Raw genomic sequence first — 22,651 nt, 5'->3', positions numbered from 1 at the left:
TTTCCTGATGAAATTTGAATAGCACTGTTAAAGTCAGAATTTTTTAAAAAGAAAAAGAGCCGCCTCATGGGTTAATGATGAAGCGGCTCTTTTTATGATAAGGTAATTCGATAATGGTTTTTAGTAAATGTAATTTAATGCAACAACATCATTTGAGTTAAATGTACGGTTACCTCCGTTAGAACAAGCCAACATAAAAGATGCTGCATCTGGGGTAGAAGGCGTTCCTGGAATTAACACAGCGCCAACGTTAGATGCACCTTCATTTCCTGCGCCACTTGATCCACAGCTAAATGCACGGTTCATATAATCTGTATGACGGAAACCTATGCAGTGACCTACTTCGTGCTGGATCACAGAAGCAAGATACAATTGATTAGGGTTAGAACCGTAAGCTGCAGAATTGGTATTCATTCTGATCTCATTATAAGGATTTCCTGATGATGTAGGGAAACCTGCTGAGCCTAAAGTAATAAAACCGCCACTTGCTGCTTCATTAAAACCAACAACATTGATGTTACCTGTAGTGCCAGCACTGGCTCTTTGGAAAGTGATTCTTAATCCCAAAGAATTATATCTGGAGATCATCGTATTTACGGCATCACTATAAACCTGAGGTAAATTAGTTACAGATACGGTAATTACACGGGGTAATGATTTAACTGTATTGGTGGTTCTGTACTGCTCAGTTTCAGCAATATTTAATTTAGCACCTGTTTCAGATTCAGATAAATTAGCTTCTGTTAAAAGGATATCTCCTTCTACTAAATAACCACCGTTAATTTTGCGGATATTTTCTGTGCTGAAGCCTAGTGATTTAACTTTTTCTAAGGTACTGGTAGAAATATCAGCCTTATTTTCGGCAACATTTTCTGTCTCATTACTCTTACAAGAGTAAATAGTTGTGAACAATAAACATGCTGCTGCAACTGATAAAAATTTGGTTCTTTTCATTTTAGTTTAGTTTTAATTGGGGACTATTTGATAAGTTAGTTAATATAATTTGTGAATTACCTTATAAATGCTAATTTAGAGAACAATTGTGATGTAAACAAAATTTTACAATAAAATATTTTTTGAAAGTCAATACTGTATATTTAATTATATGTTTTTTTCTTTGCGTATTTGGTTTAAACGCATATGCACAACCTGGTGGGGTGGAGAAAAAAATTAAAAAATTTATTTCCGCCAATGGAAATGGGAATGAATTTCGGGCTAATGATGTATTAGTGATCAGGTTTGATCATCAGTTAACCGCAAAAGAAATCCAAAACCTGCGACCCAGAAAGCAACTTACTGCCGATTATTTCATTATAGATCAAAAGGATGTTTCCAGCCTATCTAAAAGTGTCATTTATCAGGCCCGGGCAAATGGCTTATGGAAAGCCAGCGATGGTTTAATGAATCTGATCAATAAAAATGGTAAAAAGAATGATTCTATCCTGGTAAGGCTTGCGGTAAAGAATATTAATGAACATTCGGAATTCTTTAAAGGGTTAAGTGTAAAATCAATAGATCAGCAGAATGCGGTTTATACCATTAATATTTTACCTGATGATTTGCTCAATGTATTGGCGCTTGATGATATTTTATATGCAGATATTATCTCTTTGGCTAAACCAGAAGTGGTGATCAATGGATTAGATCTTGGCCTGAACCAGATCAGCAATGTCCGAAACTTTTTTCCAGGTATAGATGGGACAGGGATTAATATCTCGTTTAAAGAAGGAATGTATGATATAACTGATCTTGATCTCTTGGGCAAAACCATTCCGGGTGGAGTTACAATAGGTTCTGCAACGTCTCATGCCACCACCATGGCTACGCTAGCTTTAGGAAATGGCAATTCATTTGTTCGTGGTTTGGGTGCCGCACCAAATGCAAAACTAGCATTTTCAAGCTTTGATCGCTTACTACCAGATCTGACCACTGAATTAAACCGACTTCAAATTCGTGTACAGAATCATTCTTATGGAACCGGAATTGATAATAATTATGGCATTGAAGCGGCGGCATATGATCAGCAGATTTTTGAAACAGATACTTTAATACATGTTTTTTCTGCCGGAAACAGTGGTACACTTACCCCGTCGAATGGTTTTTATCAGGGACTCACTGCCAGGGCAAATTTGACAGGGAATTTCAAACAAGCCAAAAACCTATTGGTAATTGGAGGGATAAACCGTGAAAATGTTTCTGAAAATCTAAGTAGTAAAGGCCCGGCGTATGACGGGCGGGTAAAACCCGAACTGGTAGCCTTAGGCGAAGATGGTACTTCGGGCTCTGCTGCCATCAGTAGTGGGTCAATCGCTTTGTTAGAGCAATTTTATCATCAGAAATTTGGTAAAGCACCGTCAGCCTCACTCGTTAAGGCCGTTTTAATTAATTCTGCTGATGATTTGGGAACACCACATGTAGATTATGTATTCGGCTATGGAAAACTGAATGTAACCCAATCCTTGAAAACCCTTGATGAAAACCGCGCTACATTATATCAGGTAAATAAAGGACAAGACCTTGAAATTCCTTTGGTTATTCCGGATAATGTTGCCGAAATAAAACTAACCATTGCATGGAATGATCCTGCTGCTGCGGTGAATGCGGCGCAAAGTCTGGTTAATGGCCTGGATCTAAGTTTAGAAAGTCCAGCCGGACAAATAACATTACCATGGGTATTAAACAGCGCTTCTAGTTTAGATTCCATTGCACAACCCGCTCTGCGAAAAATTGACCTCATTAATAATATCCAGCAGATCAGCATAGCTCATCCGGAAGCCGGAAACTTTAAAATTCATGTTAACGGAGGCCGGATTACTCAAGGTGCACAACAGCGGTTTGCTTTGGCTTATTCTTATCAGTTTAAAAACACGTTTTCTTTTATCACACCCGGAAAAGATGTTTTCTTTTTTGCCAATGAAGATAATTATATCCGCTGGGAAAATACATACAATGTGAAGACGGGCAAACTATCTGTTAGTTATGATGATGGTGTGAGCTGGAAAACAATTGCATCAGATGTAGATCTGGCTAAAGGTTTTTACAACTGGGGTGCACCAGATTTATTTTCTAAGGCCATCATCAAAATGGAAGTAGCAGGGAATGTAGTATCCAGTCAAAGCTTTGTGATTTCTGCACCCAGAACCTTAAAAGTGGGCTACGTATGTAAAGACGGAGTGGTTTTGAATTGGAATCCTCAAATAGGGGCTAAAGATTATACTGTTTACAGTATAATCAATAATGTACTTTCTCCCATTTTAACGGTAACCGACACTTTGGTTAAGCTAGACATGGGTATTATCACTGGAAAATATTTTGCTGTTGCCGCAAATGGAAGCAATTTTACGGGTTTAAAAAGCTATACCATAGATTATACTCAACAAGGGGTTTCCTGTTATATAAGGAGTCTCTTTGCAAGCACCACATCTGACGATAAGATTAAAATCGATCTGAATATCGGCACGACGCTCGGTATCAAAAATATCATTTGGGAAAAACAAACAGGCGTGAATACATATACTGCTTTGCAGCAAACTAAACCTGGCAGTAATGTGCTTGATTATACCATATTTGATGATAAACCCAAACAGGGGATTCAGTTTTACCGGGTAACATTTGAAACGACAGCCGGAAATGTAATAAGTGATTTGGTTTCTGCTACTTTTCTTAAAGAAAATGAATTTTCATTCTATCCAAATCCGGTGACGGATTATTTAACCATTTTAAGTGGTTCGTTCGAAGATTATAGTCTTACTATATTTAATATTCTTGGACAGAAAGTTTTTGAAGAAAAGGCCGCAAGTACCAACCGCTTTAATTTATCTGCATTGGCTACTGGCGTTTATGTAGGCGTAATTAATAAAAATGGAGAACAGGTAAAGAAAATTAAACTAATTAAAAGATAGCTGTTAAAATAGTTAAGAATAAGTTTTTATCCTATTAGGTAGTGTCTCTGTTAATCCATTAAATTTATAGATATGGGTACAATAAATCGAATCAGGATGAAGCAATAATTTTCCCGCAGATTTTGATTATTTCCGCAGAAGCGAAATTTAAAATCTGCGCTGATCATTCTGACCTGCGTCTATCCTAGTGATTGGTGTCTCATTTAAAAGCCATTCTTCGCTATTGGCAAAATCATTTGAAAGGTAACAGCGCATTAAATCGTTCTACTTTTTTAGATCTTTAAAAGTGTTGCTACGAGAATGTTCTGGCTTTTGCTAATTTCTTTGTAATTTCAAAACATGATTAAGATAAAAACAGCAATATTTTTATCAGGTTGTGCACTTCTTTTGCTCGCATCATGCAAACAGGCAAGCGAAAAAAGCAGCACTTCTCCTGATTCACTTTCAGTAAAAGCGATTAATGATTCTAGCCTAACCCACTACCTTTCTGTTATTGCCGCAGATAGTTTAGAGGGGAGAAAACCCTTTACCAATGGCGAAACCAAAACCATAAACTACTTAAAAACTGAGTTCGAAAAATTACGTCTCGAGCCAGGAAACGGCGATAGTTATTTTCAGGAAGTACCTATGGTAGAGATAAAATCGGTACCAGAAGATCAGATGTTAGTTAAAGGTAAATCTGGTTCTTTAAGCTTAAATTACCTAACTGATTTTGTTGCCGGATCAAGACGGTTACAAGACCAGGTTAGTATCGCTAATTCTCCTTTGGTATTTGCAGGCTTTGGAATCGTGGCACCAGAATATGGCTGGAACGATTACGAAGGTTTGGATGTAAAAGGTAAAACTGTGGTGGTGATGATTAATGATCCAGGTTTTGCAGATTCTACTTTGTTTAAAGGCAAAAACATGACTTATTATGGTCGGTGGACTTATAAATTTGAAGAGGCATCCAGGCAGGGCGCAGCTGGAGTACTGATCATTCATGATACTGAGCCTGCTGCATATCCCTGGAGTGTGGTAAGAAGTGGTTGGTCTAAATCAAAACTCAACCTCCAATCTGCAGATAATGGCATGAATAGAACTGTGATTGAGGGCTGGATCAGTTTAGACAAAGCAAAATCACTTTTTAAAATGGCGGGGAAAAGTGATGATTTAATGGCTATGGCAAAGAGAAAAGGCTTTAAGGCTGTTGATTTAGGTTTAACTACTTCTTTAACCGTTAAAAATAAGATCAAAAAATCGGTGTCCTATAATGTGCTGGCAAAGGTTCCAGGAGATAAGCATAAGGATGAGGCCATTATCTATTCTGCCCATTGGGATCATTTAGGTATTGGTGAAAAGGTAAAGGGCGACTCCATTTATAATGGTGCGGTGGATAATGCCACAGGAGTTGCTTCTTTATTAGAACTGGCAACGGCATTTAAAAAGTTACCAAATAAACCAGGACGAAGCATTTTGTTTATTTCTTATACTGCTGAAGAGCAGGGGCTTTTAGGATCTGAGTACTATGCCAAACATCCGGTTTTCCCATTAGCTAAAACAGTAGCAAACATTAATATGGATATGATGGGCATAGCTGGCAAAACGAAAGATATCGTGGTGTATGGTTTTGGCCAGTCAGAATTGGAAGATTATGCTATAACATCTGCCAAAAAACAGGGAAGGGTAGTCGTTCCAGATCCCGTTCCATCTTCAGGTTTGTATTATCGGTCTGATCATTTTAACCTGGCTAAAGTGGGGGTGCCGTCTCTATTTACAGGTTCTGGTGTAGATAATATCAAAAATGGAAGAGAGTGGGGATTAAAACAAGTAGCAGACTTTACCAAATTCAGATATCATTCTCCTCAGGATAATTTTGATGCAAAAACCTGGGATTTATCTGGAATTGTGGAAGATGTAAGATTGGTTTTTGATTTGGGTTATCGCCTGAGCAATGAAGACGCTTATCCAAAATGGAAAGCGGGCTCAGAATTTAAAGCCATAAGAGAAAAGAAATAAAAAAACGCGTCCCGGCTTTAAGTCGGGACGCGCTATAAAAAAGGTTAATTATTTTAGTGCTAAGCACTAAACACTAAAAGTGAAATTGTACGCCTAATTTTGGTGCTAAAGTACTTGCCTCTAAGCCAAAAGAATTAGTGGTGATTTCATTGCCTGTAACTTCATTTTTAACTTTTAGGTTATTGTAGCCTAAACCGTTAACAGAAACTTCGATACCAATTCTTTTAGTTGGGAAGAAAGCAAAACCTGGTGCAAGGTTAACGCCAATCTCTGTCGTTTTTCCAATTTTTGCTCCAGTATCGCCATTGTTATCTACAAATTTATTGTTTCCAAATTCCATTGGTACAGATAACTGACCGAAGAATTTAAATTGATCTGATAAGTTAACATAGTAACGACCGAAAGGTGCTACTCTAAATGCCTGATTGATGTTGTTTCTACTAACTTCTTTATCAGATGTATAACCAACACCTGTACCAATAGCAAAGTTATCACTTACAAAATAACCAACATTTGGTACAATGTTAAAGCTTACATCAGATTTTGCAGCGCCTTCTACTTTTGTAGAATTGAAACCAATGCTACCGCCCAACATCACTTTACCTTTTTCAGTTTGTGCATTTGCACTGTAAACTAAACCTGCAACTGCAACTAATGATAATAATAATTTTTTCATCGTTTTATTATTTATTTGTTATTAAAAATATAGTCAATTTTACTTTTTTAATTTCTGACTATATTTGGTTAAAAGTCAATATCGATGCCAATAAAATATCATATCGTCATCAAAAAATCAGTTTTATATTAACTGCTTAATTGATAACGATATATAAAATAGGTGTTAAATCATTATTATTTTTGTGTGACTAAAAATCAATCAATTGATTAATTTTTTAATTTAAAGAAGTTGACATTCTGACTTTTTAGGCATAAATGTCAGGTTTTTTCGCTGTTATTATGGCAGCGCTTTGGGGAATATTGTTTTGTTTTTAGACGTTGCTTGCAGAAACCAAATGCTCCAATTTCTTTTTAATTAAGCCCAATGCCATTTCATCGTTTAGTTGGCCAGCTTCATCGAATTTATTTTGAGCCTGGGCAATTAAAACTTCTGGCTGTAAAACCGGATTCATATTCAGGAAGGTAAATACCGGAAGAAATGCAGCCTGCATTCTTACTGTACCCCAAAGACCTTGCGTAGCACCCATAACGGCAACAGGTTTATGCATCAGCGGACTATCTTTTCCTCTACTGGCCCAATCAATAGCATTTTTCAATCCACCAGGAATGGAATAATTATATTCTGGCGATGCTATAATAAAAGCGTCAGCAGCTTCCAGCAATTCCCTGAACTTAGTTACACTAGCTGGGCGTTCATTTGCCTTTGGCGTATCATGATCCTCGTTATAAACCGGGATCTCATCATATCTTACAATTTCGAAATCAACACCTTCAGGTAACAAGCCACCTGCTACTTTTAACAACATTTCATTATAGGAACCTTTTCGAAGGCTCCCGCACAAGCCGATTATTTTTTTATTTTTTTCCATATTCATTAAACGGACATTGCGTATAAAAGTTTTTTTCTTTATTATGTGCACACCACTATTTAAGATTAATAGCAGCCAACTAATACTTTATTTAAATACTTATGCCCGAAAATAATAGCGTTTCTCCGATCATTGAAAAAACTGTTTTCCCCATTTTGTTTGCCTTGAGTTTCTCTCATTTGTTAAATGATACTATTCAGTCCTTAATCCCTGCCATTTATCCTGTGATCAAGTCGAGTTATGGCTTAAGCTTTTCACAGATTGGATTAATTACGCTTACCTTTCAAATGGCTGCATCTTTACTTCAACCTTTTGTAGGCTTATATACCGACAAAAAACCTCAACCTTATTCTTTAGCCGTAGGAATGGGTTTCACGCTTATTGGATTGATTACACTTTCTCAATCAGCTCATTTTTATACCATGCTCATCTCTGTTGCCTTTATTGGTATTGGCTCATCCATATTCCACCCAGAGGCTTCCCGAATGGCGCATGCAGCATCAGGAGGGAAAAGAGGTTTAGCACAATCTGTATTTCAATTGGGGGGAAATGCCGGTAGTTCTTTAGGGCCATTACTGGCAGCATGGATTATTGTTCCTTATGGCCAGTTTAGTGTGATCTGGTTTTCAGCAATTGCCCTTTTGGCTATTGTAATATTAAGTTATGTTGGCAATTGGTATAAAGGCTTTATGATTGCCAGGAGTAAGAAGGCAGTTATTCAAACTGAAGTGAGCCGATTCTCACGTAGCAAGGTGATTTTTTCTGTCGTTATTTTATTGCTTTTAATCTTCTCGAAATATTTTTATATGGCGAGTTTAACTAATTATTTTACCTTTTATCTAATTCATAAATTTCAGGTATCTGTTCAGACCTCTCAGATTTATTTATTTGTGTTTCTATTTTCTGTAGCTGCTGGTACATTGTTGGGAGGGCCAATAGGGGATAAGATCGGAAGAAAGTATGTAATCTGGGCTTCGATTTTAGGAACAGCACCTTTTGCATTGCTATTGCCTCATGCCAATTTATTTTGGATAGGTGTACTTATCGTTCCCATTGGGATGATTTTAGCTTCAGCATTTTCTGCCATTTTAGTTTATGCTCAGGAATTGATTCCAGGGAAAGTGGGTCTCGTAGCTGGCTTATTCTTTGGCTTTGCTTTCGGGATGGGTGGAATCGGTTCTGCCTTATTGGGTAAATTGGCAGATTCGAAAGGAATAGAGTATGTATTTAATGTTTGTGCTTTTCTCCCGTTGATTGGTTTACTTACAGGATTTCTACCGAATATAGAAACTAGAAAAAAGTAGTACAAAGATAGGGTCAATCAGTATTGTAGTAGGGGATAAGTACTTTTAAGAGTATGTTTCATCTATTGGTTGATGTCTAAACTACCAAAAACTTAAATTTAATAGCTTCAATAGATTTACAAGATCAAACTTAGGCTTTTTGGTGAGAAACCAACCAGTAGGTTAAACCTTACAGGTAAGATACTTTCCACCTATCAATCTAGTGTCTCACCAACCAAAACTCATAAAGACGTAAAACCAAAACAGCCTGTTCATCATTGATGAACAGGCTGTTTAATATAATGATGCTAAATATAACTTAGCTTTCTGCTTTAGTCTTTTAGCTTTTAATCTTTCGATTTTTATGCTTCTTCAGCAAGTACTTTAGTAACTAAATCTGCAGCTTCTTTCAAAGCAATTGCTGAGTAAACCTGTAAGCCAGACTCATCAATTAATTTTTTAGCTTCTTCTGCGTTTGTACCTTGTAAGCGACAAATAATTGGCACTGGGATATTTCCGATTTCCTGATAAGCATCAATAACACCCTGAGCAACCCGGTCACAACGAACAATACCACCAAAAATGTTAATTAAAATTGCTTTAACATTTGGATCTTTCAAAATAATGTTGAAAGCCGCTTTAACTGTTTGTGCGTTTGCAGTTCCACCAACATCTAAGAAGTTAGCAGGCTCACCACCAGCTAATTTGATAATATCCATAGTGGCCATAGCCAAACCAGCACCGTTTACCATACAGCCAACGTTACCATCAAGATTAACAAAATTTAGGTTAGAAGCACTGGCTTCAACTTCCATTGGATCTTCTTCTGTAACATCACGCATGGCTGCATAATCTGCATGACGGAATAAAGCGTTTTCATCTAAATTAACTTTAGCATCAACAGCGATTACTTTATCATCAGAAGTTTTTAATACCGGGTTAATTTCGAACATGGAAGAATCAGTTGCTTCGTAAGCTTTGTATAAAGCCGTTACAAATTTAACCATCTCTTTAAAAGCACCACCGCTAACACCTAAGTTGAAAGCAATTTTACGTGCCTGAAAACCTTGTAAACCAACCTTAGGATCGATTTCCTCTTTGAAGATTAAGTGTGGTGTATGTTCAGCAACTTCTTCAATATCCATACCCCCTTCAGTACTGTACATGATGATGTTGCGGCCTGCAGCACGATCTAACAATACGGAGATATAGAATTCCTTAGTTTCTGAAGCACCTGGATAATAAACATCCTGAGCTACCAAAATCTTACTCACCAATTTACCTTCAGGTCCGGTTTGAGGTGTAACCAATTGCATACCAATAATATCGGTAGCGCGTTGTTTAACTTCATCAAGGTTTTTAGCTAATTTAACACCGCCACCTTTACCGCGTCCACCAGCGTGGATTTGCGCCTTAATTACTACCCAATCAGAGTTGTAATCGATCTTCAATTGCTTGGCCGCTTCAACAGCTTGCTCCGGAGTATCGGCAACAATTCCTTCTTGAACGTTAACACCGAAACTTTTTAATATTTGTTTACCCTGGTATTCGTGAATATTCATTTGCTACAAAATTTGCCCAAAGCTACAATTCTAAAGCCTTTAAACAAATAGAATTTTCCGATTTTTTAAAGAAAATGAAGGTTTTATGTGAATCAGCAAAAGCAGTTCTGGTTCTTCCATCATCTTTTCGTATAAACACCTTAGGTTTTAAAAGAAATGGTAGTTTTAAACACTAACTCCCGGCAAAAGAAGTACCGAATATTCCTACCGCCAGTTCTGCCCAGGTTAAAAATAAAATTAATAAAATAATAATCAGGAGTATGGTTCTCCATAAACTGGTTTTTACATACCTGATGACTAATTCTATTGCTAAACCTGTGCCCAGGAGTAACACCGCTGCGGTTAAAAAATCTGAAACTGTCCAACTCACTTCTTTTGTAAACTGCATGGCTATTAGGGGAATACTTAGAATTAAAGCAGTGCTAACCAGAATAATCCGGATTCTTAGTTTTGATGAGTTAAGTGTTTGTTGATTTGTCATGGTGTATTAAATTAAGTGAATTTTATAACTATTTATAATGTGGGCGATTTAATTTGATCGCTTAATCCCAAAATACTGGGCTGAGTTCCAATCTTGCATGTTCCATGATAGCCAGCTTTCTTCCTCATAACGTTCCTTAAAATAGCCAATTCGTTCATCCAGTTGGTTTCTGTAGTAATCTGCGTTTTGAGGTTTGGCAATTTCCCTTTCATCAAGCACCTTGGCTGGCGTATAATGTAGTTTCGCCCTGTTCTGATCCAGTAAAGGCAAAGTCTTATCCGAAAGTGAGAGCAGATAATCTACATCCAAAGAAATTTTTTCACTTTGTGCCAGGTTATATTTTGCGATGGCCACATCCCAGTTTATGGTGCTGAAAGCCAATAACAGCATAAACCAAATGTTTCCGTTAATTTTGAGGAGATAAAATAATGTTTTTTGTTTGGCTACTTTTAAGTAAACGGTCGTTAAACCAACCATGCAGAGCAGTGCAAATACCAACACCCCAATTCTTTTATGGGTAAGACCATAAAATTCGATGTAGTATCCATCTCTGATCAAAACTGAAATAATGAGAATAATATTTTGAACAATCCAAGTGAAGGCAAGCGTTTTAAGTATTTTGCTTTTGCTATAAAAATTTAAATTCCCACGGAAGAAGTAGGCGATTACAGCCATTGCCATAATGATACTGAAAATCAAGGAATTTGTGCCTTCATGGAGTGCTCCAGAGAAATTACCTGCTGGTTTATAGCCAAACCAAAGCGTAGTGATATCGATGGTGTTTAATAAGAGCAGTAGAATATTGAGTGCCACAAACATAATTGCACCGATAATATATTCAGTTTTGAGCGCCATTTTGCGTGACAACAAATTTCCGGCAAACGTTTCCATAACTAAATACCATAGTGTCTTTTGTGACGATCCCCTTCTGATTCTTTTTAATTGTTCACTGGCTTTTAGTTCTTCATTTTCAAGTCTTTTGTTCAGTAAGGGTAACAATAAACCACTGGTCAGCAATAATCCGAAGCAGAAATAAAAGAAGCGTTCAATATCCAGGTCTTCAAAAAAGAATCGGAGAATACCTTTAAAAAAATTAAAAATGCTGGTTAAAATGGTCTGTAGGTAATGCGCAAATAATTCGTTAGCGGCAGCATAAAGGCAAGTAAAAAAGATAACTGCGATGAAGGGGATGACGATGTATTTGATTAATCTAAAAACAGGTTTCAGGTTAAAGTTGCCTATGCTTATTTTACTCAGGTTAGTAATGGCATTGTAGGGTGTAGTGATCATCTGAAGAATTGCCGCCAGCCCAGCTGCAAATAAAGTTCTAATCTGTTGATTATGACTGATTCCAATAAACACCAATAAGCTGATGTAATAGGTCGCTATAGATAAGTCAGTATTATTAATCACGACTAAAATAGCAGACATAAGATGTGCTAAGCCAAAAATTTTAAATTTTGTGCTCTTCATTATGTCTGTATTTAAATAGGTTATGGTCAGGATAAAGATGCTGTATATCAATAAATTAAAGGCTAGTCTTTCTTTCCAGAATAAGAAGTTGAACAGCAAGCCACCGAATATGGTGGCAATGAGCAAGAGGTTGGATTTATTCAAAAAATACCCCGAAGCTCTGCTTCGGCGGTCACAGCTGAAAGTTTGAAAACAAAGAGTTTTCATCGGGTTGGGTGATAAAATAAGTATTTTTGTTTATGAGTGATCATATTCACAAGAGTCATAACAAAAGTTTGCTGCTTTATCATTTGGTCTGTCCGATTAAATATCGACGAAGTATTCTGTCTACCTCCGTTGAAGAGAGTTTAGTTTTGGTTTGTGAAGATATCTCCAAGCGATATGAAATTCATTTTGTTGAGATTGGGGCTGATGATAACCATGTTCATTTTTTGATACAAAGCGTTCCAATGCTATCGGTAAAAAGTATTGTTCAGGCAGTAAAGAGCATTACAGCCAAGGAGCTTTTCCGTCTTCACCCAGAAGTTAAGCAACAACTTTGGGGAGGAAATTTTTGGACTGCTGGTTATTATGTCAATACTGTTGGGCAATATGCAAATGAAACAGTTATTATGAAATATATTCAAAATCAGGGAGAGGATAAATCATCTTACAAGATGTTGAATAGAAATCAGTTGAGCTTGAGTCTTTAAATTATGCGATACCCCGATAGCTCTGCTTCGGGGTCATTCATTCATTTTCCATTTTGGGTAGCTATTTAAGTTAAATGTATCAATGTCAATAAAGTAGTCAGTTTGCTTTAAAACAAAAAAGACCTGCATCTCTGCAAGTCTTTAGCTTAATTTTTCTGTCCGCCTCTAAATTTATTAAGCAATTCACGCTTAAATCCTTCTTGCGCCCGATAAAATTTTCCAACGATTTTAATGGGGAGCTTGGCTTTTAATTTACTATAATACTTTTTATCAAGATTAAGATCTCTTTGTTTAAAATCAAATTCACTGGTAATTAAACTTTGAACCTGAGCATCAGTAAGATTATCTATTTCATTTACTTTTCTAAAAGAAATCATTTTTTGCATGCGTTCTTTGCGTAGGGCATTTTGCTCGCTCTGCATATCATTATATATCGGCCAGAAGACCTTAGCTTCATCTGGGGATAAATTAAGTTTTTGCGTAAAATAAGCTATTTTAAGTGATTCTATTTCTTCACTTTTTGGTCTTTGCGCCAAAAGCGTGATGGGTAATAGGAATATTAAGGTGCTGAATAGTAAGTTTTTCATTATTAGTTATTTAATTCATGAGATAAATCACTCGAAGAGAAATTGCTCAATAAATAGTTTTCCATTTCTGTATCTGACGCAGAAGTATTATTTGCTGATGTGGTATTTTGTGACTCTAAATGCTCTATAATGGTACTTTCATCAATATCATATAGCATTTGTTCGCTCGAAAGCTCTGCAGATTGGGTTTGCGCAGGTATTGATGATGAATCGTTTTGATAGAAATAAGCTCCAAATGATGCCATCAAAACGAAACAGGCTGCACTAGCATACTTTAAAATGTTTCGTCTCCAAAGAGGAATAATTTTTGCAGTTTTTATAGGTTGTTCAGCAGCTATTCTTTCAGTTATTCTATGCTTTAAGTCATCAAAATAATGTTCAGGAACTGAAAATGAATGCTCGGCTTTTGGCAGCGCTGATAACCTGATATTTGTTTCAATGCGTTCAGTTAGGTTTTCAAAATAATTTTGTGGAACCTCAAAACTATCACTATTCAATTCTTTGTTTAAACCAGCTATGAAGATAGCAGATTTCACTCTATCGTCTACACTTTCGAAATATCCATTTGGAATATTGAATGGATTGCTTTTCTGCATTGCTGCCAGTACAGGAGCATCCTTTTTCCAATCGTTATTTTCTATATTTTCATTCATCACAGATATAGGATACAATTTGAGTGAAAAGGTTTAATAATCTATTTCATCATTTGTAATAAAAGCTTCAATTTTTTTTGCAGCAATATGGAACGATGCTTTTAAAGCGCCTACTGATGTTCCCAGTACCTGCGAAATTTCTTCATATTTCATATCTCCAAAATATTTCATATTAAAGATCAGGCGTTGCTTTTCAGGAAGGGTAAGAATGGCTTTTTGCAGCTTTAATTCTAATTTATCCCCATTAAAATAAGATGAAGCTACCAGATTTTCAGCCAGTTCTAATGAGACATCATCAAGAGGGGTATTGTTTTTTAGTTTTTGTTTATTGAGGAAAGTAATGGATTCGTTTGTCGCAATGCGATAAATCCAGGTATACAGTTGCGAGTCGTTTCTAAATTTATCAAGATTTTTCCACACTTTTACAAATACCTCCTGTAGCAAATCGTCACAGTCATCATGGTTGAGTACCAATCGCCTGATGTGCCAGTAAATTTTCTGCTGATATTTTTTTAAAAGTAAATTGAAAGCTTCATCGCGGGTTTTCTCGATGGCAAACATTTCAAGAATTTGCGAATCTTCAATTGGTTTCATCGAGGAATATTAGTATTGATTACCAAAAAGGCACCAAGACCACCAAGTTTTTATTAGTGTGCTTCGTGCCTTTAAAGTTATTTAATTATGCTTTTTTTCTGCCGATTACCTTTTGAACTGCTTCCACAATGTTTACCGCATCTAAGCCGTATTTAGACATTAATTGATCAGGTGTACCGCTTTCACCAAAAGTATCATTAGTAGCTACAAATTCTTGTGGAGTAGGTAACTCAGTTGTTAGTAAACGTGCAACACTTTCACCTAAACCGCCAAATTTGTTATGTTCCTCACAGGTAACTACGCAACCTGTTTTTTTAACTGATTTCAAAATGGCTTCATCATCCAAAGGTTTGATGGTGTGGATATTGATAATTTCTGCATCAATACCCAACTCTGCCAATTGCTCTCCTGCTTCAATTGCTTTCCAAACCATATGGCCGGTTGCAATAATGGTTACATCAGTTCCTTCATTTACCATCCAAGCCTTACCTATCTCAAATTTTTGATCAGGATCTGTAAATACTGGAATTACCGGGCGTCCAAAACGTAAATAAACCGGACCTTCATATTCTGCAATGGCCATGGTTGCAGCTTTGGTTTGATTATAATCACATGGATTAATCACCACCATTCCTGGCAACATTTTCATTAAGCCGATATCCTCCAAAATCTGGTGAGTTGCACCATCTTCACCAAGTGTCAAACCTGCGTGAGAAGCACAAATTTTCACGTTTTTATTGGAATAGGCTACTGATTGACGAATCTGATCGTAAACACGACCTGTAGAAAAGTTTGCAAAAGTTCCCGTAAAAGGAATTTTTCCATTAATAGTCATTCCCGCTGCAATACCAATCATATTGGCTTCTGCTATACCTACTTGAGTAAAACGCTCCGGAAAATCTTTAATAAAAGCATCCATTTTAAGCGACCCAACTAAATCAGCACATAATGCCACAACGTTTTCGTTTTTCTTTCCAGCTTCATGTAAGCCAGCACCAAATCCCGAACGTGTATCTTTTTTCTCTGTATATTCGTATTTTTTCACGTTTTTATATTTTTAATTAACTGCGTTCAAGCTTGCTTCGCAGGTTTTCATTTTGTTTTTAGATATGAGATTTTAGACATGAGATCATGCGACAATTAGTCTCAAATCTAGTTTAATAGTCCCCTAAAGTTTCTGGTAACTGCGCCAATGCTGAAGCCAATTGCTCGTCATTTGGTGCGGTACCATGCCATTTATGAGAACCAACCATATAATCAACACCGGCACCCATTTGCGTACTCATTAAATTCAAAATTGGCTTACCTTTTCCAGTCAATGTTTTAGCATAATGTAAACCTTCTACAATAGCCTGCATATCATTACCATCGGTATTGATTACATGCCATCCAAAAGCTTCAAATTTTGCTTGCAAATCATCTAATGCTAGTACTTTACTAGTCGGTCCATCAATTTGTTGCCCGTTATAATCTACTGATGCAATTAAATGGTCTACTTTATTAAAAGGTGCGAACATAGCTGCTTCCCAGTTTTGCCCTTCCTGTAATTCTCCATCACCAAGCAAAGCGAAAACATGAGACTGATCACCGTTTAATTTTTTTGCTAAAGCTGCACCAATAGCAACCGATAATCCTTGACCCAAGGATCCCGATGCAATACGGATTCCTGGTAAATGTTCGTGTGTGGTTGGGTGTCCTTGTAATCTGGAGTTTAATTTACGGAAGGTAGCCAATTCGCTTTTATCAAAATAGCCTGCATGGGCCAGTGTACTGTACCATACCGGAGATATATGTCCGTTAGATAAGAAGAATAAATCTTCTCCGGCACCTTCCATGGTAAAATCTGTTTTGTGGTTCAATACTTCAAAATATAAAGCCGTAAAGAAATCAGCACATCCAAGCGAAGCGCCTGGGTGTCCGGACTGACATCCGTGAACCATTCTTACAATATCTCTTCTGATTTGCGAGGCAATATCTTCTAGCTCTTTAATTGTATGTTTCATTAAATATGAGGTTGTTGTTACATAGCAAAGTTAATATTTTACTTGCTATATCATAATTAGTTATTGATTAAATCGAGTACCTGTTTCGTTGAGTTTTTAGTGTCAACTTTTTTAATGATGTGGGCAATTTTACCCTCACCATCTATAATAAACGTTGTACGAACGGTACCCATATATTTTTTTCCGTACATGTTTTTTTCTGCCCATACGCCATAATCATTTACAATTTTCTGGTCGGTATCTGCCAGTAAAGTAAAGGGCAGATTGTGTTTGGTAATAAATTTCTGATGTGATTTTTCATCATCTACACTTACTCCTAAAACCACAATTCCTTTAGCTTGCAAGCCTTGATAATTATCTCTGAAATCGCAAGCTTCAGCCGTACAGCCAGGAGTATCATCTTTAGGGTAAAAATACAGCACTACGGTTTTACCTTTATAATCATTTAGCGAAACTTCATTTCCGCTTTGATCTTTTGATGTAATTGCAGGTGCCGGGTCACCTTCTTTTAATTCTGCCATATATAAAATGATTGAATTTTGATGTTCATGGATCTATTAATTAATGCTGCAATGTAAACAGTTTAAATTACTATCCTGTTCGCAGTGATTTAAAAGATGACATTTTAAAACATTTTTACCTGTTATTTGGAAAAATGTATCGAATATCGTCTTGTGTTTTCTTTCATATCGGTAACCACAAGTTCAAGTGAATGCTTGCCTGATGTAGTTCGCTCATCAAAGCTGTGCCAGAGTGTTGCAGTTTTCGCATCAAATTCCATTAATATCCATTTGCCATCCAGGTAGCCATTAAAACTTTTAATGCCCGATAAGTTATCACTGATTTTAAAAATCATTTTTGATAAACCAGCCATGCTTTTCCCTTCCGCAATATTGATTGGTGAAATCCGTGGGGCAATCGTATCAACAGCGATGTAAAAACTGCCGAAGTTTCTTGGTGTTGCTTTTACGAAACCGTTATCATAAGATCCACCTTGTGTAGCGCCATTTGAATTTACGATAAGTGCTTTTGATCTTAAATTCTCTGGAAGCTGATCGGCCTTAATCCATAAATCAAAACCAACGTGAAGTGGGGTATAGCGGTTATGAATCTGATGAATAGCAGACCATGCATTTCCTGCTGGCTTCGGAAGCTTTTTATAAACAAAGTTTAAATCATTATACAAAGTTCCTTTTGGAAACACTACTTTAATATCCTCTGTATTAAATTCATTTACTTTATTATACGGATAGATCAGGCCAGATGGAATAATTGGTGTGATGGATGGTGAACTTCCTGCATTTACGGTAAAAGGTAAAATGGAAGAATTTCCTTTAGAATCTGTAATAATATACCGAAGCTGATGTGTAGCACCATCGTTGAAATTAATTTTTCCACTATTCACCAGTCCGCTATAAATTTTTAAAGGGTTTCCGGGATCAACAAAACTCTTCTGAATACTTCTTTTAGTATTGAGGTATGTTGGATAATCAATATGTGAATTAATCGCTTTACTGTTTTCGAAAGCAAAACGCTCCAGTGCGGAAGTATAAATCATCTTTCCATCCAGTTCCAGTTGAATAGAATACACGCCATTTGTGCCTGATGCACCATTATGGCGATCTGTGGTAACTACCCCAAAACCAACTTCACCCGTTAAACTAATGGGCGCAACAGCTTTATAATTCCCATTCGCTCCTGTAATACCGATAGCCTGTTTGGGTATAAATTCATTAAATGTTTTGCCATTTAAACGGTAAACATATAAACCATGAATAACGGGTGGGATGTTATCCGGGATGATAATCCCAAAAAACTGTGGATTAATGGTCTCTTCTGTTTTGGTATCCCTGATTTCAAAATGTAAGTGCGGGCCGCCAGAACTTCCGCGGTTACCAGACCAGGCAATTACTTCACCTTTGTGTACAGGAATAAGTGTTGCATCGGGAAATTCATCAATTTCAAATGATTTTTTCTCATATTCCAGATTTTTTACAACAGTGGCAATTTTTGGTGCAAAACGCTGTAGGTGCCCATATACTGTAGTAAAACCGTTTGGATGATTAATATAAAGTGCTTGTCCGAAGCCACTGTTTTGAACCCTTAACCTGGAAATGTAGCCGTCTGCAACGGCATAAACCGGATAGCCCTCTCTTTGGTTGGTTCTGAAATCTACACCTGAGTGAAAGTGATTGCCCCTTATTTCGCCAAATGAACCTGCAAGGGCCGGAGGTGTAATGTCTAGCGGTTGCCTGAAATCCGTAATGGGATATTTATTGTTGCTGAATATCTGCTGCGCATGAAGTACATTAACGGTTATAGAACAACAAATAAAAAGTGAGATGTTAAATAGATGCAGGATCGGTTTTTTAATCATTCCTTATTTAACCTCAAAATTTAAAAGTTGTTTTCCATTTAGCCAGGCAGCTAATTTGTCACCTTGATTAACACGGCCAACCCCTTCTGGGGTACCCGTAAAAATCAAATCACCCTTTTTTAAAGTGATATATTGCGATACAAAACTGATAATCTTCTCGAAAGAGAACAATAGATCTTTAGTATGACCATGCTGACGTGTTTCGCCATTAATTTGCAATTCAAAGTCCAAAAGGTATAAATCTTCGAAATCGCTCTTAGGCAAAAAGATACTTACTGGTGCAGAATGATCAAAGCCTTTGGCCAATTCCCAAGGCAGGCCTTTTTCTTTGTGTTTGCTTTGGATGTCGCGGGCTGTAAAATCAATCCCTAGGCCAATCTCATCATAATAATTTGAAGCAAATTTTTCGGCAATGTGCTTTCCTTCCTTGCATATTTTTAAAACCACTTCGAGTTCATAATGAATATCATCAGAAAAATCGGGAAGGTAAAAAGGTTTGTTATCTTTTAATAAAGCCGTATCTGGCTTCATAAAAATTACCGGAGTAGTTGGAACGGGGTTATTTAGTTCTTTAGCGTGTTCAGCGTAATTGCGGCCTATGGCTATAATTTTCATTTCTTAATGGGTATAGAGTATGGATATGAGATCGCTCATACCTTTCCAAAAATAGAAAAGAAAATGATTTTATAAAACTGAGATTCGTTTTACCTGGCTTTCTGACCCTGCTGTTACTCTTAAAAAGTAAATGCCTGCATTTAAACGGCTCGGAATATTGAAGCTTTTGGTTTGCTCACCAGCATTTAAGCGCTCATTTGAAAGTGTAACCACTTCATTACCTAATAAATCTATAATTTTTATAGTAGTTTGGGTGCCATCTTTACCTATAGATAAAATGATGTTTAATTGATCTTCAACAGGATTTGGATAAATTTTTACCACCGTTAACAATTTGTCTTTGACTGGTGCAACGGTAACACTTTTTGTAACGCTTGAATAGGAATTGTATACTCCCGAATAACCAAAGGTACCAAACATCGGTTTATAAGATTCGATGTTTGCCTTTATTTCAGGAATTCTGATCGCTTTTTTTGATTTATTCTTTAAACTGATATGAATACTATCGGCTTGTTGTGACCAGGAACTTAAACTACACAGCAAAACCATACACAATGTGCATAGAATTTTGGTGAGTAACGTTATCCTAGTGTAGAGTTTCATCAAATTGGTGAAGCAAATGTATTAATTTTAAACAAAGAAATTAAACATTTTGTTTGAAAGCGATATTTTAACACAATTTAACAAAAATACCTCATTTCAATCGTGTTAAAAATACACAATAATTTGGTTGTTAATTTGTTATACTTAGTTTACTTTTGCCCCACTAAAAAAACATAAAGTGTCAAATCATAAAAATGTTAATGCATTAACCGCCGGTGGGGTTCTGATTAGTTTAGGAATCGTATTTGGAGATATTGGTACATCGCCGCTATACACGCTCAACGCCATTTTTAAAATTATTCTGGGTGTAAGAGATGGTGTAGTTTCACATCCGGGTGCCATAACGCCTGATGTTGTTTTAGGCGTACTTTCCTGTATCATATGGACTTTGACACTTCAAACAACGATCAAATACGTTATTATTACCTTGAGGGCTGATAATAAGGGAGAGGGTGGTATTTTTTCATTGTTCTCTTTAGTGCGAAAAAAAGCTAAATGGCTTGTTGTTCCTGCCATTGTTGGTGGCTGTGCTTTATTAGCAGATGGAATTATTACACCGAGTATTACGGTAACTTCGGCAATTGAGGGTTTAACCAGTAAATTTGATGTTCCGGTTATACCAATTGTTTTAACCATTCTATCCATGCTGTTTATTATTCAGCAGTTTGGTACCAATCTGGTTGGAAAACTCTTCGGACCTGTAATGTTTGTATGGTTTGCTATTTTAGGGGTTATAGGCGTTTCCTTTATCATTAAAGACTTTAGTATTTTAAGGGCTTTGAATCCATATTATGCTATGCATTTATTGGTCACCAATCACAACGCATTTTATATTTTGGGTGGTGTGTTCTTATGTACCACAGGAGCTGAGGCATTATACTCGGATCTTGGTCACTGCGGAAGAAATAATATCAGAATCAGCTGGATTTTTGTAAAGCTTACTTTAATTCTTAATTATTTGGGTCAGGGCGTTTGGATATTACAAAACTCTGGTAATTTTGTACCTGGTGCAAAAATGAATCCTTTCTTTATGATTGTGCCTGAACAGTTTCAAATTGGCATGGTTATTTTGGCTACCATGGCGGCAATTATTGCTTCTCAAGCATTGATTAGTGGATCATTTACCTTAATATCAGAAGCTGTACGTTTAAATCTTTGGCCAAAAATCCGAATTGTTTATCCTACAGTTTCAAAAGGCCAGTTATATGTTCCATCTATTAACTGGATGTTGTGGATTGGTTGCTGCGGTATCGTATTATTATTTAAAGAATCTGAACGAATGGACGCGGCCTATGGTTTATCCATCACCATAGCCATGTTAATGACAACTATTCTGGTGAGTTATTACCTGCGAAGCAGAAGATTTCCTAAATATTCCATTTTAATTTTCTTCCTGACTTATATTGTAATCGAAGGAACATTTTTAGTGAGTAACCTAACTAAATTTGTACATGGTGGCTGGGTAACGGTATTAATTGGATCATTACTATTTACCATTATGTGGAGCTGGTTTGTAGCCAGAAAAATCAAAAACCGTTTTGTAAAATATGTGGAGATTGAAGATTATTATCAGATTTTAAGTGAATTAAGTAGCGATGAATCTGTTCCGAAATATTCTTCACAACTGGTTTATTTAACCAGTGCAAATTTCAAAACTGAGATAGAATCCAAGATTATTTACTCCATTATCCAGAAAGAACCTAAACGAGCTGATGTATATTGGTTGGTTCACGTTGATGTAATGGATGAGCCATATACAATGGATTATAAGGTAGAATTTTTAATCCCAGGGAAGTTAATCCGAATTGACTTTAGATTAGGTTTCAGAGTTGAACAACGTGTAAACCTACTCTACCGTAAAGTGGTTGAAGAATTGGTTAAAAACGGAGAAATAGACATCACCAGTCAGTATAAATCTTTGAATAGACATAAAATTGCAGGTGATTTCAGATTTGTATTGTTGGAAAAACACCTGTCTAAATTTACCAAACTGAGTTTCTACGAACGTCAGATTATGGATTATTATTTTATCCTCAAAAAGCTAAGTTTATCAGAGGAGCGCAGTTTCGGGTTGGATAGCAGTTACGTAGATGTTGAAAAGGTTCCTTTAATTTTCGTTACACCTGACGATATTGAGTTGAATAGATTGGCCGTATAATGATCAGGAACTTATTAATAGTATTTGCTGTTTTATTATTTATCGCAGGGCCTGCAGCCAAGGTAAATGGTTTACCACATAGTGAATATTATCTTATTCTTTCCGGAATAGGGCTGATTATAC

Annotated in this window: 20 protein-coding genes; 5 read left to right on the top strand and 15 right to left on the bottom strand. The window is 36.5% G+C overall.

From position 1 onward, the window contains the following. Positions 1-120: 120 nt before the first annotated feature. Positions 121-954 (bottom strand): M57 family metalloprotease, encoded by an 834-nt coding sequence (locus AN34_RS18715; protein ID WP_029288024.1) that lies wholly within the window; start codon positions 952-954, stop codon positions 121-123. Between the two features lie 203 nt (positions 955-1,157). On the opposite strand from AN34_RS18715, the gene AN34_RS18710 reads away from it, so the two are divergent. Continuing rightward, positions 1,158-3,902 carry a S8/S53 family peptidase gene (locus AN34_RS18710; RefSeq protein ID WP_157263357.1) on the top strand — a complete coding sequence of 915 codons (2,745 nt, stop codon included), beginning with the start codon at positions 1,158-1,160 and terminating at the stop codon, positions 3,900-3,902. A 339-nt stretch (positions 3,903-4,241) separates the two neighbouring features. Continuing rightward, positions 4,242-5,900, top strand: a complete 1,659-nt coding sequence (locus tag AN34_RS18705; protein WP_029288020.1) for a M28 family metallopeptidase — start codon at positions 4,242-4,244, stop codon at positions 5,898-5,900. A 73-nt stretch (positions 5,901-5,973) separates the two neighbouring features. Here AN34_RS18705 and AN34_RS18700 read toward each other — a convergent pair whose 3' ends face one another. Further along, a complete protein-coding gene (locus AN34_RS18700) occupies positions 5,974-6,576 on the bottom strand; it encodes an outer membrane beta-barrel protein (RefSeq protein ID WP_029288018.1) in 603 nt (200 codons plus the stop codon). Between the two features lie 313 nt (positions 6,577-6,889). Beyond that, a complete protein-coding gene (locus tag AN34_RS18695; RefSeq protein ID WP_029288015.1) occupies positions 6,890-7,447 on the bottom strand; it encodes an NADPH-dependent FMN reductase in 558 nt (185 codons plus the stop codon). A 101-nt stretch (positions 7,448-7,548) separates the two neighbouring features. Here AN34_RS18695 and AN34_RS18690 point away from each other — a divergent pair, with 101 nt between their 5' ends. Continuing rightward, the gene (locus tag AN34_RS18690; RefSeq protein ID WP_029288013.1) at positions 7,549-8,751 is read left to right on the top strand and encodes an MFS transporter; all 1,203 of its coding nucleotides are present in this window, start codon (positions 7,549-7,551) and stop codon (positions 8,749-8,751) included. 341 nt (positions 8,752-9,092) lie between these two features. Here the strand turns inward: AN34_RS18690 and sucC are convergent, their stop codons facing one another. The 3 genes from sucC to AN34_RS18675 form a co-directional block, all read right to left on the bottom strand. Continuing rightward, entirely contained in the window at positions 9,093-10,292 is a 1,200-nt protein-coding gene (sucC, locus tag AN34_RS18685; protein WP_029288011.1) for an ADP-forming succinate--CoA ligase subunit beta, read from the bottom strand. A 172-nt stretch (positions 10,293-10,464) separates the two neighbouring features. Continuing rightward, a complete protein-coding gene (locus tag AN34_RS18680; RefSeq protein WP_051666717.1) occupies positions 10,465-10,773 on the bottom strand; it encodes a hypothetical protein in 309 nt (102 codons plus the stop codon). A gap of 48 nt (positions 10,774-10,821) precedes the next feature. After that, complete coding sequence (locus AN34_RS18675) at positions 10,822-12,246, bottom strand: DUF4173 domain-containing protein (protein ID WP_029288007.1); 1,425 nt, start codon at positions 12,244-12,246, stop codon at positions 10,822-10,824. A 239-nt stretch (positions 12,247-12,485) separates the two neighbouring features. Between AN34_RS18675 and tnpA the strand changes: the two genes are divergently transcribed. Further along, positions 12,486-12,938 carry an IS200/IS605 family transposase gene (gene tnpA, locus AN34_RS18670; RefSeq protein ID WP_029288005.1) on the top strand — a complete coding sequence of 151 codons (453 nt, stop codon included), beginning with the start codon at positions 12,486-12,488 and terminating at the stop codon, positions 12,936-12,938. Positions 12,939-13,084: 146 nt separating this feature from the next. Here the strand turns inward: tnpA and AN34_RS18665 are convergent, their stop codons facing one another. From AN34_RS18665 to AN34_RS18625, 9 genes are all read right to left on the bottom strand, one after another. Beyond that, complete coding sequence (locus tag AN34_RS18665) at positions 13,085-13,525, bottom strand: hypothetical protein (RefSeq protein WP_029288002.1); 441 nt, start codon at positions 13,523-13,525, stop codon at positions 13,085-13,087. Positions 13,526-13,527: 2 nt separating this feature from the next. Further along, positions 13,528-14,178 carry a hypothetical protein gene (locus AN34_RS18660; protein ID WP_029288000.1) on the bottom strand — a complete coding sequence of 217 codons (651 nt, stop codon included), beginning with the start codon at positions 14,176-14,178 and terminating at the stop codon, positions 13,528-13,530. A 33-nt stretch (positions 14,179-14,211) separates the two neighbouring features. After that, positions 14,212-14,772 carry an RNA polymerase sigma factor gene (locus tag AN34_RS18655; protein ID WP_029287998.1) on the bottom strand — a complete coding sequence of 187 codons (561 nt, stop codon included), beginning with the start codon at positions 14,770-14,772 and terminating at the stop codon, positions 14,212-14,214. A gap of 85 nt (positions 14,773-14,857) precedes the next feature. After that, positions 14,858-15,817, bottom strand: coding sequence for a transketolase family protein (locus AN34_RS18650; RefSeq protein ID WP_029287996.1), 960 nt, complete (start codon positions 15,815-15,817; stop codon positions 14,858-14,860). 112 nt (positions 15,818-15,929) lie between these two features. Continuing rightward, positions 15,930-16,775 carry a transketolase gene (locus AN34_RS18645; RefSeq protein ID WP_029287994.1) on the bottom strand — a complete coding sequence of 282 codons (846 nt, stop codon included), beginning with the start codon at positions 16,773-16,775 and terminating at the stop codon, positions 15,930-15,932. A gap of 56 nt (positions 16,776-16,831) precedes the next feature. Continuing rightward, the gene (gene bcp, locus AN34_RS18640) at positions 16,832-17,296 is read right to left on the bottom strand and encodes a thioredoxin-dependent thiol peroxidase (protein ID WP_029287992.1); all 465 of its coding nucleotides are present in this window, start codon (positions 17,294-17,296) and stop codon (positions 16,832-16,834) included. 122 nt (positions 17,297-17,418) lie between these two features. After that, positions 17,419-19,152, bottom strand: a complete 1,734-nt coding sequence (locus tag AN34_RS18635) for a M23 family metallopeptidase (protein ID WP_029287990.1) — start codon at positions 19,150-19,152, stop codon at positions 17,419-17,421. 3 nt (positions 19,153-19,155) lie between these two features. Then, positions 19,156-19,767 (bottom strand): fumarylacetoacetate hydrolase family protein, encoded by a 612-nt coding sequence (locus AN34_RS18630; RefSeq protein WP_029287987.1) that lies wholly within the window; start codon positions 19,765-19,767, stop codon positions 19,156-19,158. Positions 19,768-19,836: 69 nt separating this feature from the next. Further along, positions 19,837-20,316, bottom strand: coding sequence for a T9SS type A sorting domain-containing protein (locus AN34_RS18625; protein ID WP_029287985.1), 480 nt, complete (start codon positions 20,314-20,316; stop codon positions 19,837-19,839). Positions 20,317-20,548: 232 nt separating this feature from the next. Here AN34_RS18625 and AN34_RS18620 point away from each other — a divergent pair, with 232 nt between their 5' ends. After that, entirely contained in the window at positions 20,549-22,528 is a 1,980-nt protein-coding gene (locus AN34_RS18620) for a KUP/HAK/KT family potassium transporter (protein ID WP_029287983.1), read from the top strand. Positions 22,529-22,651: the final 123 nt, after the last annotated feature.

Source organism: Pedobacter sp. R20-19, assembly GCF_000708265.2.
In the GTDB taxonomy this organism is placed as follows: Bacteria; Bacteroidota; Bacteroidia; order Sphingobacteriales; family Sphingobacteriaceae; genus Pedobacter.
The sequence above is the reverse complement of the archived record's forward strand: the minus strand, read 5'-3'. Positions and strand labels throughout refer to the sequence as shown.